General features: G+C 37.3%; 13 protein-coding genes. 8 read left to right on the top strand and 5 right to left on the bottom strand.

From position 1 onward, the window contains the following. Positions 1–388 precede the first annotated feature (388 nt). Positions 389–1,393 (top strand): LysR family transcriptional regulator, encoded by a 1,005-nt coding sequence (locus tag SYN6308_RS05820; protein ID WP_017293499.1) that lies wholly within the window; start codon positions 389–391, stop codon positions 1,391–1,393. 207 nt (positions 1,394–1,600) lie between these two features. Here the strand turns inward: SYN6308_RS05820 and SYN6308_RS05815 are convergent, their stop codons facing one another. Next, a complete protein-coding gene (locus SYN6308_RS05815; protein ID WP_017293498.1) occupies positions 1,601–4,003 on the bottom strand; it encodes a GH116 family glycosyl hydrolase in 2,403 nt (800 codons plus the stop codon). 867 nt (positions 4,004–4,870) lie between these two features. On the opposite strand from SYN6308_RS05815, the gene SYN6308_RS05810 reads away from it, so the two are divergent. The 3 genes from SYN6308_RS05810 to SYN6308_RS05800 all read left to right on the top strand — a co-directional run bounded on the left by SYN6308_RS05810 (position 4,871) and on the right by SYN6308_RS05800 (position 7,539). Then, positions 4,871–5,923, top strand: a complete 1,053-nt coding sequence (locus SYN6308_RS05810) for a DUF3326 domain-containing protein (protein ID WP_017293497.1) — start codon at positions 4,871–4,873, stop codon at positions 5,921–5,923. 233 nt (positions 5,924–6,156) lie between these two features. Beyond that, positions 6,157–7,086 (top strand): UDP-glucuronic acid decarboxylase family protein, encoded by a 930-nt coding sequence (locus tag SYN6308_RS05805; protein ID WP_017293496.1) that lies wholly within the window; start codon positions 6,157–6,159, stop codon positions 7,084–7,086. 45 nt (positions 7,087–7,131) lie between these two features. Then, positions 7,132–7,539 carry a hypothetical protein gene (locus tag SYN6308_RS05800; RefSeq protein ID WP_017293495.1) on the top strand — a complete coding sequence of 136 codons (408 nt, stop codon included), beginning with the start codon at positions 7,132–7,134 and terminating at the stop codon, positions 7,537–7,539. Between the two features lie 290 nt (positions 7,540–7,829). Here SYN6308_RS05800 and SYN6308_RS05795 read toward each other — a convergent pair whose 3' ends face one another. Then, positions 7,830–8,942 (bottom strand): radical SAM protein, encoded by a 1,113-nt coding sequence (locus SYN6308_RS05795; RefSeq protein ID WP_017293494.1) that lies wholly within the window; start codon positions 8,940–8,942, stop codon positions 7,830–7,832. Between the two features lie 506 nt (positions 8,943–9,448). Here SYN6308_RS05795 and psbD point away from each other — a divergent pair. From psbD to SYN6308_RS05775, 4 genes are all read left to right on the top strand, one after another. Continuing rightward, the gene (gene psbD / locus SYN6308_RS05790) at positions 9,449–10,504 is read left to right on the top strand and encodes a photosystem II D2 protein (photosystem q(a) protein) (RefSeq protein WP_017293493.1); all 1,056 of its coding nucleotides are present in this window, start codon (positions 9,449–9,451) and stop codon (positions 10,502–10,504) included. Then, the gene (gene psbC, locus SYN6308_RS05785; protein WP_026101945.1) at positions 10,488–11,864 is read left to right on the top strand and encodes a photosystem II reaction center protein CP43; all 1,377 of its coding nucleotides are present in this window, start codon (positions 10,488–10,490) and stop codon (positions 11,862–11,864) included. The genes psbD and psbC overlap by 17 nt, the downstream gene beginning before the upstream one ends. Positions 11,865–12,065: 201 nt before the next feature. Further along, positions 12,066–12,995, top strand: coding sequence for a metal ABC transporter solute-binding protein, Zn/Mn family (locus SYN6308_RS05780; RefSeq protein WP_052312591.1), 930 nt, complete (start codon positions 12,066–12,068; stop codon positions 12,993–12,995). A gap of 108 nt (positions 12,996–13,103) precedes the next feature. Then, positions 13,104–13,697 (top strand): DUF3727 domain-containing protein, encoded by a 594-nt coding sequence (locus SYN6308_RS05775; RefSeq protein ID WP_017293490.1) that lies wholly within the window; start codon positions 13,104–13,106, stop codon positions 13,695–13,697. 125 nt (positions 13,698–13,822) lie between these two features. Here SYN6308_RS05775 and petH read toward each other — a convergent pair whose 3' ends face one another. From petH to SYN6308_RS05760, 3 genes are all read right to left on the bottom strand, one after another. Next, on the bottom strand, positions 13,823–15,025 hold the full coding sequence (gene petH, locus SYN6308_RS05770; protein ID WP_017293489.1) for a ferredoxin--NADP reductase: 1,203 nt from the start codon (positions 15,023–15,025) through the stop codon (positions 13,823–13,825). A 22-nt stretch (positions 15,026–15,047) separates the two neighbouring features. Next, positions 15,048–15,314: a phycobilisome linker polypeptide gene (locus SYN6308_RS05765; RefSeq protein WP_017293488.1), complete on the bottom strand. Its 267-nt coding sequence runs from the start codon at positions 15,312–15,314 to the stop codon at positions 15,048–15,050. A 251-nt stretch (positions 15,315–15,565) separates the two neighbouring features. Next, the gene (locus SYN6308_RS05760) at positions 15,566–16,165 is read right to left on the bottom strand and encodes an ATP-dependent Clp protease proteolytic subunit (protein WP_017293487.1); all 600 of its coding nucleotides are present in this window, start codon (positions 16,163–16,165) and stop codon (positions 15,566–15,568) included. Positions 16,166–16,170: the final 5 nt, after the last annotated feature.

Here is a 16,170-nt window from a genome sequence, read left to right as displayed (position 1 = left end):
GATCATTTTTGCGTCAAAATGGTGCATAGAGTCTATACTTAAAAAATAGAAAATATAATTAATACTTATTTTATTGTTCAATTTGATCTTATCAATGATGGTGTCAAAAATTGATGCTTCTACGGTGAAAGTCGAAATATTATTGTGAGAAATTTAAAGTAAATTCTTTCAATTAATAAAATTTATGGTTTTTCGATATTGGATATGGGTAAAAGTATCAGGTAAAACAGAGAAGATTATTTCCGTTAACACTAAATATTTAGAGTGATTTATTACTCATTAATAAAATAAAATTGACTCAAAATTTTCAGATACAGCACCGAATATCGTTACACCCAACACCTAAAACCTTTTACACTATTCCTGTTATTATTTATTTATCAAATATATGTCAGATATTCCTTTCTCTCTTGATCAATTACGCATTTTAAAAGCTATTGCTGACGAAGGTAGTTTTAAACGAGCGGCGGATAGTTTATTTGTATCTCAACCTGCTATTAGTTTACAAATCCAAAACCTCGAAAAACAATTAGCTGTACCTTTATTTGACAGGGGAGGAAGAAAAGCACAACTAACAGAAGCAGGTAATTTACTTCTTGCCTACGGGGAAAAAATTATCACTCTTTGTCAGGAAACTTGTCGTGCGATCGAAGACTTACAGAATCTTCAAGGGGGTACTTTAATTGTGGGAGCTTCTCAAACTACTGGTACTTATTTACTACCGAGAATGATTGGCTTGTTTCATCAAAAATACCCTTATGTTAGTGTACAATTGCAGGTACATTCTACCCGTCGCACATCTTGGGCTGTAGCAAATGGGCAAGTTGACTTAGCAATTATTGGGGGTGAAGTGCCTTCAGAGTTACAAGACGTACTGGAAATTATCCCCTACGCCCAAGACGAGTTGGCGTTGATTATACCACCAAACCATCCTTTTGCTGAACAGGAAACCATCGCTAAGGATGATTTATATAGTCTTAATTATATTACTTTAGACTCTCAATCCACTATTCGCAAGGTTTTAGATCAAGTTTTAAGCCGTTGTGAAATCAATACAGGAGAGTTAAAGGTGGAAATGGAGTTAAATTCGATCGAAGCCATCAAAAACGCTGTACAATCTGGTTTAGGTGCTTCTTTTGTGTCGGTGACTGCCATTGAAAAAGAGTTAAAAATGGGCATTATCCATCGAGCCCATATTGAAGGGGTAGAAATTCAGCGCACTTTATCAGTGATAGTTAATTCTAATCGTTATCGATCGAAAGCGGCGGAGGCATTTATTAAAGAAATATTACCTCAGTTTTCTAGTGAAAATTATATGTTATCTCTCGAACAATTATCAAAGAAAGACAAAACTTTTTTAGATAAATCTGTGGAAATTGTTAATGACGAGTAACAATGAACAATTAACACTTCAACAGATGATAACTTTTTCATGGTAAATTTTATCACTGATCTGGATTGAATATTATTCAACCCAGTAGGGATTTTATCTCAAAAATCAAGGCTGATGGAGATTGCTTAGTGCCACGCAATGACACAATATCCTTAACATTTCTGTTGCCTTTTGCCTATCTCCATCAAAATACTTTTTCAGCAAACCCTAACTAAGCACATGATATATTGCCCATATTGCCATAGCTCGTAGATAATGACTAGCTCGAAATGTGCCGACGGCGGTTATAGCTTCGGGAGTGCGGAATTGTAAGCCATTTTCATAGACTTGTTTAACTACCGTTTCCGCTACCTTTAAGCCTTCTTCTTTCATGCCGTTAAGTATCATAAATGCCACAATACCATAATTAATACCAGTCCACACTTCCAAAGGGTGAGTATCATTTTCTTTTACTGGTTTTCCGTCTGGTTTTAAGCCGTTGGCAATACCAAATTTTCCTTCATGGAATTTGAGAAAACAAGCATCATAAACTTTGTTTAAGGTCGATCGAACATACTCAGATTCTACCACATCAGGTAATCCTAATATTTGTGCATAAAATTGTCCAGAAAGTTGATCCGCCATAACTACATCCGAACCACTTTCACTATCTAAGCGATAATATTCCCCATTCCATAAAGTTTGATGATAAATTGCCCTAGATTTTTGTAGCCAATCTGCAAACACTTCGATCGAACTTCTAATGCCTTCGGGGAAGTCATCAGGTTGTAAATTAGGATTCATGGGGGGGTTAGCCATTAAGATTTTACCAATGGCAATACCAGCCTCCAGCGCCACAATCCATAAACCGCCACAATAGGCACTAATACCCTGTAACCGCCAATCATCAAAAGTTTGATCTGGCGCACCCGAATTTTCGGGGATACCATCACCATCCAAATCAAAACCCTTAACATAATGGAGGGTTTCTACAATACTAGCCCAACATTCCCACAAAAAATCTTGATCTTTACTCCCCGTAAACAGATAATCTCGATAGACTTGCAAAACAAAATCACAGCCTAAGTCTTTCCATAAGTTACAATCTTGATAGCTAGTATAGTTGGTTTTTTCCCAAGGATGTTCATTCGGTGCGCCTAAGTCGTGAGGAGTTGCCCCTTTTGCCTTTCTAATGGCACTAGCACGATTATAACCGATAATACGAGGAGTATCGTCACTATGGGAAATGGCATGACTAAAAGCCTCTAAAATCGATTTATCTAAACGAGGCCATAAAAGGATCATGGAAAATGAACCATATAACCTTACATCTAAACTTTCATACCAACGATAATCAATACATTCTAGCACACCGAACTGTCCTACGGGATCATTTTCTGTGGCGGCTGTCCATAAACTACCACCATCCGCTAATAAGTACAATTCGTTAAACAATGCCATTTTAAGCCAATCGGGTAGGTTCGATCGAGTTAAAATTGGTTTTTGCCACTCAGAAATGCGATTTTGCCACATATCGCTATGTTTTAAAGCGGTTCGTATTATTGCCCAAGCATTTTTGCCATTTCTTCCGAAAAAGTCCGTATAACGGCGATAATAGTTGATTCCTTCCGCAAATTCTGTTACGGGGAAATCCCAAGCCAAAACAAAGGGAATTTTTTTCGTTTTTCCTGCTTTAACCGTAAATCTAATCGCCATCGCCCCCGCAATTTGCTCCCCCGGTTCGGCAGGTGTCTCATCTTGGTAATCTGGGAGTGAACCATTCATAGCAAAATAATCCCATAACTCACTACCGTCTCCTTTGGGATTCCAACGGCTATGGTAAAACACCTCTAAAGTTGGATTCGTCACACTAGCAATGGCAAATTGTCCTTCTCCTTCCTTCGGTTCGTCATTCATGCGTATTCGATCGAACAGACAACCCACCCGAAAATTATCTTGAATCCACTGATTAAGATTGCCTGTGCTATCCCCCCAACGGGGTTGATATTCATACTCAGGGCTTCCATCATCCCTAACCTTTACCGTAGGGCTTTTAATAGCATTAGTAAACCAACCAACGCTATTTTGCCACGAAAACATGATGCTAATAGTAATATCCTTATCCGTGGGATTATGAATACTCCAATCAAACATCGCCACGGGGTAACTCGCCTCTTGGTAACTTCCTCCCCAGATAGGGGAAAATTGCTCACAAATAATATGAGACTTAAACACTCCTTGATAGTCAAACCAACTACGAGGATATAACGCCGAATAAGTGCCTTTACCTTGAGGATACCATGTCCAACTAGATAAACTACCATCTTCAGGAGGAGTTGTACTCATAGCATAAACTTGGGGAGTTTCTCCTTCCACCTGCTCAAAAACGCTAAACTGACAAGCGGATAAAGCCTTGAAAATATGATTACCGCCGTCAATATGCCAGAGGTTAAAATCACCGTTAACTCCTCTACCGATGCAACCGCTACCAAATCCCCCTAAAGGCATTCCATGATTTGCACCATCATCTAAGTTACTCTCATAACGCACTTTATAAGGGTTTTCCCAAATTTTGCCGATGTCACACTGCCAAGCATAGGAGGGAATTTTAGGTAATTCGATTTTAAGCATTTTCACTCATTGAAAAAAATATTTTTCATTAATCTTAACCTGAGTTCGATCGCTAACGAGGATTTGCTCAAAAAGTATTTAGGGTTTGCTGAAAAAGTCTTTTGCTGAAGGGGAGGTAAATGATATGCTTGGTTTTGAAGTAATGAGTAACAGTTAATATCTAACTAGATTCTTTTTCTTTTCATTTATTAACTGATGTTACGCAAAAATAGAATTAATTGTTGATTTTAGGTGTCAGGTGTCAGGTGTCAGGTGTTAGGTTAAAGAATTGACAAGAAACTTATGTTTATTGATTTTTTTCTTTATGTCGAAGTAAATCCTTTGACTGACGAATCAATGTTTGAGGGTTTTAAACCTGAAACCTGCTACCTGCTACCTGAAACCTCCCTTAACTTAATATTTGAATGAGTGCGTAACGTCAGTTATTAATTGAACTTATTAATACCTTGATAATTCTTGCATTTTATTCTATCATTTTTTCAAATTTAGATAATTAAATTAAACCTAGTTTTATCATTATTTTATCTAATATAGAATTTTATTTACTTCTTTTAAAATAATATAATATTTATTAATAAAATTTTTATTTAATAGATCAATAGCTCTTAAAAACTTTGTATAGATTGACTTTTTGATTTTTTGTCAAACTTTAATCTATCATAAAAATGTCTTTTTTTAAGCTCATGATATGCTTTTATAACTATAATTACTAATTTTTTGTTCTTTCTTGAATGGTTATATTTATGTTATTATTATTCATAAATAAAATTTGAATGTGGTAATTCAATTCTACTTTATAAGTGATGGGCATTTACTCATTACTCCTTACTTAAAGCATTTTCTTAGTGTTGATTTGTAATATTAAAAATGATCAAAAAACCTTACTCTACCGTTTTAATTATTCCCACTGGTATTGGTGCATCTATTGGGGGTTATGCAGGGGATGCTTTACCCGTAGCACGATCGTTCTCCCAAGTGTGCGATCGAGTGATTACCCATCCCAACGTCATGAATGGAGCAAATTTATATTGGCAATGTGAAAATATAGACTATGTGGAGGGTTACGCCTTAGACAAATTCGCATCAGGAGAATGGGGTTTAGAATCCGTCAGACAAAACAAAATCGGCTTAATTTTAGACAAAGGTATCGAAACCGAATTGCGATATAGACATCTACAAGTAGCAGACGCAGTAAGGGCAACTTTAGGCATCAATATTCAAGATTATATTATCACCGATCGAGCCTTAAATGTGGAATTGAGAACCGCCGATAGCGGTGCAAGTTGGGGTACAATTGGCAATCCTGACAGTTTGCTACGAAGTGCTGAAACATTAATCAGAGAAAAAAAAGTAAACGCCTTAGCCGTAGTCGCAAGATTTCCTGATGATACCGATAGTAAAGCCTTAGAAGATTATCGTCATGGCAACGGTGTTGATGTTTTAGCTGGTGCAGAAGCCGTTATCTCTCATCTGTTAGTCAGGGAATTTCAGATACCTTGCGCCCACGCCCCTGCTTTATCCCCTTTACCCTTAGATATTAATATATCAGCTCGATCGAGCGCCGAAGAATTAGGATACACTTTTTTATCCTGCGTGTTAGTGGGATTAAGCAAAGCGCCTCAATTTACCTTCCAACGAAACCCTTATAGTCTTTGGGCAGAAGATATAAATAGTTTAGTCATTCCGTATAGTGCCTGTGGCGGTAGTGCCGTGTTGAGTTTTAGTGGTTTAAATACAACGATTATCGCCGTAGAAGATAACGAAACCGTCTTAAACATTCCCCCTGAAGTTTTAGGCATTAAGGCAATACGAGTCAAATCTTACCTCGAAGCATTAGGCTTAATTGTACTCGATCGATCGGGCATCCGTCACGATGCACTAAATAAGGGAGAAACACGAATTAATCAAATTAAGAATTAAGAATTAAGAATTAAGAATTAAGAATTAAAAATTAAGAATTAAGAATTAAGAATTAAAAATTAAAAATATTCACCCTTATCACCCTATCATCCTGTCACCCTTATCACCCTTATCACCCTTATCACCCTATCACCCTGTCTCCCTGTCTCCTTGTCTTTCCCCGTTCCCTATTGCCAGAGTAACCCATAAAGGTTAACTTATAAGTTAATTTGAAATTCTGTCAGGGAAATTATATGAGAATTTTAGTTACAGGTGGTGCTGGTTTTGTAGGCTCTCATTTGGTCGATCGACTTATGGAGCAAGGACATGAAGTATTATGTTTAGATAACTTTTACACGGGTACAAAAAATAATATTCAACAATGGTTTAATCATCCTCGTTTTGAGTTAATTCGTCACGATATTACTGAACCGATTAGATTAGAAGTAGATCAAATTTATCATTTGGCTTGTCCTGCTTCCCCCATTCATTATCAATTTAACCCCGTCAAAACCATCAAGGTTAATGTTATGGGTACATTGAATATGTTAGGATTAGCGAAACGAGTTAAGGCTAGATTTTTGTTAGCTTCCACGTCTGAAGTATATGGCGATCCAGACGTACATCCTCAACCTGAAGAATATCGAGGTAATGTAAATTGTATTGGTATTCGTAGTTGTTACGATGAAGGTAAACGAGTAGCGGAAACCCTAGCTTTTGACTATTATAGAGAACATAAGACAGAAATTAGGGTGGCTCGAATTTTCAACACCTACGGAGCTAGAATGTTAGAACAAGATGGTAGGGTAGTAAGTAATTTTATTGCCCAAGCCATTAGGGGTATTCCTCTAACTATTTATGGTGATGGCTCACAAACTCGCAGTTTCTGCTATGTTTCTGACTTGGTAGCGGGTTTAATGGCTTTGATGAATAATGATTATGTTGGTCCTGTAAATTTAGGTAATCCGGGGGAATATACTATTTTAGAGTTAGCGCAAACTATCCAAGAAATGATTAACCCTGATGCTGAATTAGTCTATAAACCTTTACCTGAAGATGATCCTAAACAAAGACAACCTGATATTACAAAAGCCAAACATTACTTAAATTGGCAACCGACTATTCCTTTAAAGGATGGTTTAGAAAGTACGATCGAGGATTTTCGTAAACGTATTATAATTTAATAAACTCAACTATCTCCTTAATTCCCTAACTCCCTAACTACTTATATGGCATCATCGGCAGAGGTAAAAAAATATCTAGCATATTGGCTTCAACTAGGGAAAAAAATTATTATTCCTAGTCGAAATCTGTCTCTATGCCCTTCTAATATTATTCAGTTCGATCGATATAGTGTAGAATTTGAGGAGTGTTGGGCATTAATCTCTGATGAAAACACGGGAGATTGCTATTTAGAAGGTACAATCCAAACCATTCAAGAGTTATTATCCCCAAAATGGGAAATCAGTAACTGCGCTCGTTGTGCTATGCCAGTACCGATGATACAAATGGGAATACAACCAGAGGGTTGCGTATGTAGTGATGTGGAAGGTTGGCCTAACGAAGAATTACCAAAACCAAGAGAACCCATTAATAGTAAAGAAAGGTTACAAAATATCAAAAAATCATTAAGCTAGGAGAAAGGAGATAGAAGTTAGGAGAGAGGAGAAATACTTAGGGTTTACTGAATAAATCAGAAAGCTATTAAAATCAAAGGTTTAGACATAATACATTAGGGAAAAAGTGCGCCGTTTTGAGGATTTTTATTCAAAAATTCGACACTTTTGACCTTATTTCTTAAAATACAACTATACTTATTCTATCTATCAACAGCATCAAAACCTTGATGTTTCAGTATTTCTCCTATCTCCTGTCTCCTGACTCCTCTCTCCTATCCTCATCAAAATACCTTTTCAGCAAACCTTACTTATAAATTTTTTAACCATTTTGCATCTTCGAGAACCGATCGAACGGAAATTAGATTATTATGGTTAAACCAATGGGTAAAGGCTTGTTTAATATTACCTCGTTTTAAGGCTTGGACTCCATCACTGACAGAAACCGCAATATGTTGCATCACGCTCGAATCTCGGTAACAATCCATCATACAAGCTGTACAATTATCCCTAATCCTTTGTGAACCATCAAATTCAGTGATATGACACATCGGTTCAGCCCAATTATGACAACGATAAAGATTTAAAAACCAATCTAAATAAAAGAATTTCCAACCCCCCAAACAACCAAATTTCTCGGTTTCTCCTTTTAAGTGTCTCTCCATATCTTCAATGGATGCGGTAGGGTTAACCACATGAAACTGTTTTTTTAAGGCTTTCACCGCCTCAAATCGATCGAGCAATTCTTCTTTGGTATAATCCACTAAATTAGAGTCAGCATAACCTAAGTAAGAGGATGCAAGAGTTGTTAAAGGATAGGAAAAAGTAACGCTATCAAAGCCTAAAGACTCTAAAAAAGAGGGAAGTTGACTATAATCATCAATCAATCTTGACATGGTGACGGAAGCGGTGGTGCTGATATTGTACTTTTTAAAATATTCGTTAGCGGTTTTAATGCGTTGACAAACACCCCTTAAACCTCTATTTTCCTCGTGTTTTTCTATTTCTGTAGCGTCGATCGATATAATAACACTAGCTAATCCCGTTGTAGCTAACTCCTCAATTCTTTCTTTCGTTAACAGTGAAGCGTTGGTGACTAACATCGGCGCCATACCAATACTGGAAGCATGGGTGATAATTTCCGTCAAGTTAGGGTGTAACATTGGTTCACCTCCCACATAAATAATAAAGTAAACCCCGTTTTTGTAGAGAATTTCGGCGGCTTGTTTTGCTTCCTCTAAAGTAACATATTGGCGTTGCTCGATCGGCATTTTATCCACTGCAAAGTTACAAAATCCGCACTTAGCATTACAAGCACTAGTAATAGCAAATTGACACATACTAGGTCCACCATCAATAATACCTTCTTTTGCCAACTGCCAGATACTTTTCTTTTTCCGTGGGGAGATAATTTTTTGATTCATTAACCTTGTTTTCTACTGATTCATTGCTAATCATAATATATTTAAAGAAAAGTCTAAAAAATAGATATGTCTAAATTAATACAAGAGGACGTAATAAATCCACTACTGTGCTAATTTCTTGTAGTTCACAACAGGATATAGCAGTCTAAATCATTTGTGGCAATAAAAATGAAATTATCAGGAAAAACTTGTCATGAAATTAAACAATTATTAGGAGTGCAATATTTGAAGGACTTTTTGAGCTGACCTCATCTATGTAACCAAAAAGAAATTTAAAGATTCTGAGAGAATTGTGACAATTTGTTAAAAAATTTGTTAAAAATAGAAAGAGCAGGTTTTTAAGCATACCGATCGAGTATCTAAAAACAAGGTTAGATCATTCCTAACTCATGCTATATTAAGAAAAGTTAATTGCGTATCAGTAATCTAGCTGAGTAGCAACATCGTCTCCGATAATATATAGAGACAAAAAAAGTAAAACTTGACAAGTTAAAAAAAGAAAGATTATGACCATTGCAGTCGGCAGAGCGCCGGAAAGAGGGTGGTTTGATGCCCTTGATGACTGGCTTAAAAGAGACCGATTTGTCTTCGTTGGTTGGTCTGGTATCCTTTTATTCCCTTGCGCCTACTTGGCGTTGGGGGGTTGGTTAACTGGTACTACCTTCGTTACTTCTTGGTACACCCATGGTTTAGCCAGTTCCTATCTTGAAGGTGCTAACTTCTTAACTGTAGCTGTATCCTCCCCTGCGGATGTTTTTGGACATTCCTTACTATTTTTGTGGGGTCCTGAAGCTCAAGGTAGCTTAACTCGTTGGTTTCAAATCGGTGGTTTATGGCCTTTCGTAGCATTACACGGAGCTTTTGCTTTAATTGGCTTCATGTTACGTCAATTTGAGATTTCTCGTCTTGTAGGGATTCGTCCTTATAATGCGATCGCATTCTCTGGTCCGATCGCTGTATTTGTAAGCGTGTTCTTAATGTACCCTTTAGGACAATCTAGCTGGTTCTTTGCCCCCTCCTTCGGAGTAGCGGGAATCTTCCGTTTTATTTTGTTCTTACAAGGTTTCCATAACTGGACTCTCAACCCCTTCCACATGATGGGTGTTGCGGGAATTTTAGGGGGTGCTTTACTCTGTGCTATTCATGGTGCAACAGTAGAAAACACCTTATTCCAAGATGGTGAACAAGCTAACACTTTCCGTGCGTTTGAACCTACCCAAGCTGAAGAAACCTATTCTATGGTGACAGCTAACCGTTTCTGGTCTCAAATTTTCGGTATCGCTTTCTCTAACAAACGTTGGTTACACTTCTTTATGTTGTTTGTACCCGTCACTGGTTTGTGGATGAGTTCGATCGGTATTGTTGGTTTAGCCTTCAATCTCCGCGCTTATGACTTCGTATCTCAGGAGTTAAGAGCGGCTGAAGACCCTGAATTTGAAACATTTTATACCAAAAACATCCTATTAAACGAAGGGTTGCGCGCATGGATGGCGCCTCAAGATCAACCCCACGAAAAATTTGAATTCCCTGAGGAGGTACTTCCACGTGGTAACGCTCTCTAATCCTATGGGTGGACGTGACTTAGAATCTACCGGTTTTGCATGGTGGTCTGGTAATGCTAGACTTATCAACCTTTCTGGTAAATTATTGGGTGCTCACGTTGCTCACGCAGGTCTAATTGTTTTCTGGGCAGGTGCAATGACTTTGTTTGAAACTGCTCACTTCATTCCCGAAAAGCCTATGTATGAACAAGGCTTTATCCTTTTACCTCACGTTGCCACTTTAGGCTGGGGTGTGGGTGCTGGTGGTGAAGTAACTGATATTTTCCCCTTCTTCGTAGTAGGTGTTCTTCACCTTATTTCCTCCGCCGTTCTAGGTTTAGGCGGTCTTTATCATGCTTTGCGTGGTCCTGAAACCTTAGAAGAATATTCTAGTTTCTTTGGCTATGATTGGAAAGATAAAAACCAAATGACCAATATTATTGGTTATCACTTAATCCTTCTCGGAATTGGTGCTTTATTACTCGTATTCAAAGCCATGTTTTTTGGCGGTGTTTATGATACTTGGGCTCCCGGTGGTGGTGATGTTCGTGTTATTACTAATCCTACTCTTAATCCTGCCATTATCTTTGGTTATTTAATCAAAGCTCCTTTTGGTGGCGAAGGTTGGATTGTTAGTGTTAATAACATGGAAGACATTATCGGCGGTCATATCTGGGTTGGTTTAACCTGTATTTTCGGTGGAATTTGGCACATCTTAACTAGACCTTTTGGTTGGGTTCGTCGTGCTTTCATCTGGTCTGGTGAGGCTTATCTTTCTTATAGTTTAGGTGCTTTATCCTTAATGGGATTCATCGCTTCTACTATGGTATGGTACAACAACACCGCTTATCCTAGTGAATTTTACGGTCCTACAGGTGCTGAAGCCTCTCAGGCTCAAGCCTTAACCTATTTGATTCGTGACCAAAGATTAGGTGCTAACGTTGGTTCTGCTCAAGGTCCTACTGGTTTAGGTAAATACTTAATGCGCTCTCCTACTGGTGAAATCATCTTCGGTGGTGAAACCATGCGCTTCTGGGATTTCCGTGGTCCTTGGTTAGAGCCTCTCCGTGGTCCTAATGGTTTAGATTTAGATAAAGTCAGAAATGATATTCAGCCTTGGCAAGTACGTCGTGCTGCTGAATACATGACTCATGCTCCTCTTGGTTCTTTGAACTCTGTTGGTGGTGTTATCACTGACGTAAATGCTTTTAACTATGTATCTCCTCGTGCATGGTTAGCAACTTCTCACTTCACTTTAGGTTTCTTCTTCTTAGTTGGTCATTTATGGCACGCTGGACGCGCTCGTGCGGCTGCTGGTGGTTTTGAGAAAGGGATCGATCGTGAAAATGAGCCTACTTTAGCAATGCCTGATATTGACTAATTTTAGCTCGATCGACGGTTAAAGTAGATTAATAAGCCTCCGCCCTGTGGGTGGGGGTTTTTTGTTGTGAATTTTTTAAGTTCGTAGGTTTTAACCCTTCTTGTCATTGATTTTTTTTGGAAATGCTTAATGGCTAAAGTCATCACTACAAACTTTTTGTTATAATTTATGAGAAGATTATGAAAAGATAATGAAATAAAAATGATAAAAAATTTTTTGAGCAATAAAGCAATATGGTTAATGATAGCTATAATTATTGGCTTGGGGGGTTGTAGTCAAAAAGATGAAATTGCTGAAAGCAATGATCAACTTCAAGTAGTTTCCACCAGTACGATTATTGCTAATTTAACGGAGGAAATTGCAGGAGAAAATATTAATCATGTGAGTATTTTACCCGCAGGAAATGATCCTCATATTTATGAACCTGTACCTCAAGATTCGATCGAACTAGAGAAAGCAGATTTAATTTTATATAATGGATATAATCTTGAACCAAATATTATTAAATTAATTAATTCATCGGGTATTAAAGCCGAAAAATTAGCAGTGGGAGAACAGGTAAAACCCCTTGATTTTGACTATGAAGGACAAAAAAGACCTGATCCCCATGTGTGGGGAGATGCAAAAAATGGGATAATTATGGTTGAAAGTATTAGGGATAAGTTAATAGAATTAGACCCAGAAAATGAAGCTATTTTTCAAGAAAATTCAGCTCAATTAATTACAGAATTAAAAGAGTTAGATTTATGGATTAAAAATCAAATTTCTACTATTCCCGTTGAACAAAGAAAACTAATTACCAGTCATGACGCTTTTCAATATTATAGTCAGGCTTATGGTTTAGAAATTCCGGGTACATTAATTGGCATTAGTACAGAAGAACAACCCAGCGCCCAAACTGTTAAAAATTTGGTAGAGATTATCAAAAATACAGGAGTTAAAGCAATTTTTGCCGAAACCACTATTAACCCTACTTTAATTAATACTGTGGCAGAAGAAGCAGGAGTTACTTTAGCTGAGGGGAAACTTTATTCCGATTCCATTGGAGTTAAAGGGAGTGAAGCGGATAGTTATATTAAAATGTTAACGGTTAATACTAACACGATCGTATCTGCTTTAACTCAAGAATAAATTTTAGAAAGATAACCAAAGTATTGAGTAGTTCTTTCTTATGATCTCAAACCATGATATTCTAATTTTTACAAACAATTGAAATCTAGTTTCTAGCTAAAATTAATTATGTCTTCTTCTCAATTTTCTTCAGAAAGTGGGCAATATGATGATACCGAAATTGTCACTATCTATGATGAAGAAGAGCGATCGCTCTCTTGTTATGTAGAAAACGAAATCGAGTATGATGGTAAAGCCTATGTTTTATTAATGCCGATCGACTTAGCTATTGTTATCCTAACAGAAGAAATCAACGATGATGAAGATGAAGAATATGGCGAAACCGTCATGGTAGAGGATAGTGACGAAATTGAAGCTATTTTCGATGATGCTAAAGCGGTATTAGGGGAGTTAAATCTTTATCTCAAACGCACTGGTTTTATTTTGACTGCCAGTGGAGAGTTACCTCCTTTAGAAGAAAATAATATTATAAGTTTGGAGATAGAAGAACACGCTTCGGAAATTGAGCCTGAAGAATTACAGTTTTTGGCTAGTTTTTATAGTTTTGAACAAAAATACAATATTTGCACCCCGTTAACTCCGATTTTATTTGTAGGTGAAAGAAGAAGTCTGGGTAAAATCGAGGTATTTCAAGCGGAGGAGGAGGAGTTAGGTTTTATCCTCGAAGAGTTGTTGTTTGATGAAGACTACGACGACAATTAGCAGTAGCGAAAAAAGTGTTATCGATGGTAATGAGTAATAAGGAAAAAATGAAGAAAAAGAAGAGTTTACCCCCTTACGAACGAAAAAAAAAGCCCCCGTTAGGGGGTTAAAAAAAGAACCAATTATTAATACACTTCAACGTGCCAACGTTCTTCTTTTTTCATTTGTTTACGCATTTCATCCCATTTTAAACCTCTTTTTTCAGCTTCTGCTGTAAAGGTTTCAGAAATAGGAGGCTCCATACCTTTTAAACCACACATATATACATGGGTATTAGGTTTTTGGATTAACTCGAACATTTCATCAGCATATTCACTTACACGACTTTGTACATAAACTTTACCACCATCGGCAGTACTTTGTTCACGACTAATGGCGTAGGTTAAACGGAAGTTATCAGGATATTCCGCCGCCATTTTTTCTAAATCCTCTTTATAGAGAATATTTTGGCTGTAAGGAATACCAAAGATTAACCACGCTAAACCTTTGAATTGATAATCAGGGTTTTTCTCTCTTTCTTTAAACATACGCCATAAAAAGGCACGGAAAGGAGCGATACCTGTACCTGTTGCTAACATAATGATGGTTGCATTTTCATCATCAGGTAACAACATTTCTTTACCCACAGGACCCGTAATTGATATATCGGCTCCCTCCTCCAAGTTACAAAGATAGGTAGAGCAAACACCTTTTACGGTTTCCCCTGCTTCATTTTGATACTCTAATTGACGTACACATAATGAAACTGTTGTACCATCTAATCGATCGCCATGACGGGTAGATGCGATCGAATATAAACGTAACTTGTTAGGCTTACCTTTATCATCAGTACCCGGAGGTATAATACCAATACTTTGCCCTTCTAAATAATGTAAATCACCACCAGAAAGATCGAAAGTGAGATGACGTACAGTACCGCTACCGCCTTCGGCGACTAATTCATAGTTTTCTAAACATTTACCCACAAAAGGGCTATTAGGGCGATAAATATTAACAGGTACTTTTTTATGCTCTTTTGGTTTTGCTTGAGTCATAGGTTCAGGATTTGTAGTAAAATCGGAACTATAACTTAGACTATTATCAGGAATCGGAGTATTAATGCCCATAGGAGTAATTTTAATAATTTTACCCCCTAGACGGTTAATGCGATTCATTTCCTGATTCATTCGAGAGTAAGGCACAGCAATAAAACTACTGCCACTCAAGCGAATGGGATAGTCTAAATTATTGCTTTCTTGCTGAGAAATACCAACAACCTCAAAAAGAAACCTACGTTCTTCTGTATTGGAATTGTTGGCAAAGGTTTTAACTGTATTAATTTTTTTCATTTACAAAATAACTCCTTACCTATTACGCACTTGCTGAAGTACCAACTAAGGGTGCAACCACACCAATAGGAGAAATACTAATAATCTTGCCACCTAAACGGTTAATGCGATTCATTTCGTAATTCATCCGAGCATAAGGCACGGCAATAAAAGTATTACCACTTTGACGAATAGGGTAGTTTACACTATTCTCTCCTTGATCAGCAATACCAGTAACTTCAAACAAAAAACGGCGTTCTTCAACGGCAGGATTATTCGCAAAAGTTTTTACAGCTCTTGAATTTCTCATATCCTTAATATACTCCTGATTTTATGAAAGTAAAGTAAATTTTGTCTTAAAATGCTTATCATGTCAAGTTTTCACCACATTAACGCTGTGATTTAATTAACTGAATATAAGCTCAATGTTAATCTTACCAAAAGGGGGAGTAAAAAAGAAATGAGGAATGAGGAATGAGTAATGAGTAATGAGTAATGAGGAATGGGAGTATGTCAATTTAAAAGATGGTTTAATTCCTAATTCCTAATTCCTAATTTGATTTACACTCTATCTTCGATGACTTTATCAATTAAGCCGTATTCAAGAGCTTCTTGAGCCGACATAAAGTAATCTCGATCGGTATCTTTGGCAATTTTTTCGATCGATTGTCCTGTATGATGAGCCATCATGCCATTTAATTCATCACGAATACGGAGAATTTCTTTCGCCTCAATTTCAATATCCGTAGCTTGTCTTCTACCTTGTACACCGCCTAGGGGTTGGTGTATCATGATACGAGAATGGGGTAAAGCTAATCTTTTTCCTTTAGTACCTGCGGTTAGTAAAAATGCCCCCATAGAAGCGGCTAAACCGACACAAATAGTCACCACTTCCGATTTAATATGTTGCATGGTGTCATAAATTGCCAATCCTGCGGTGACAGAGCCTCCGGGGGAGTTGATATACAGGTAAATGGGTTTATTATTGTCTTCGGAATCGAGATAAAGCATCACCGCAATAATTTGGTTAGCTAAACTGTCATTAACTCCTCTACCTAAAAAGATAATTCTTTCTCGATAAAGTCGATCGTATATATTTACCCAGTCGCTATAGGGTTGTCCGGGTGCTTGATATGGAACTCTAGGTACTCCAATAGGCATATTTT

The organism is Geminocystis herdmanii PCC 6308, assembly GCF_000332235.1.
Classification (GTDB): Bacteria; Cyanobacteriota; Cyanobacteriia; order Cyanobacteriales; family Cyanobacteriaceae; genus Geminocystis; species Geminocystis herdmanii.
The sequence above is the reverse complement of the archived record's forward strand: the minus strand, read 5'-3'. Positions and strand labels throughout refer to the sequence as shown.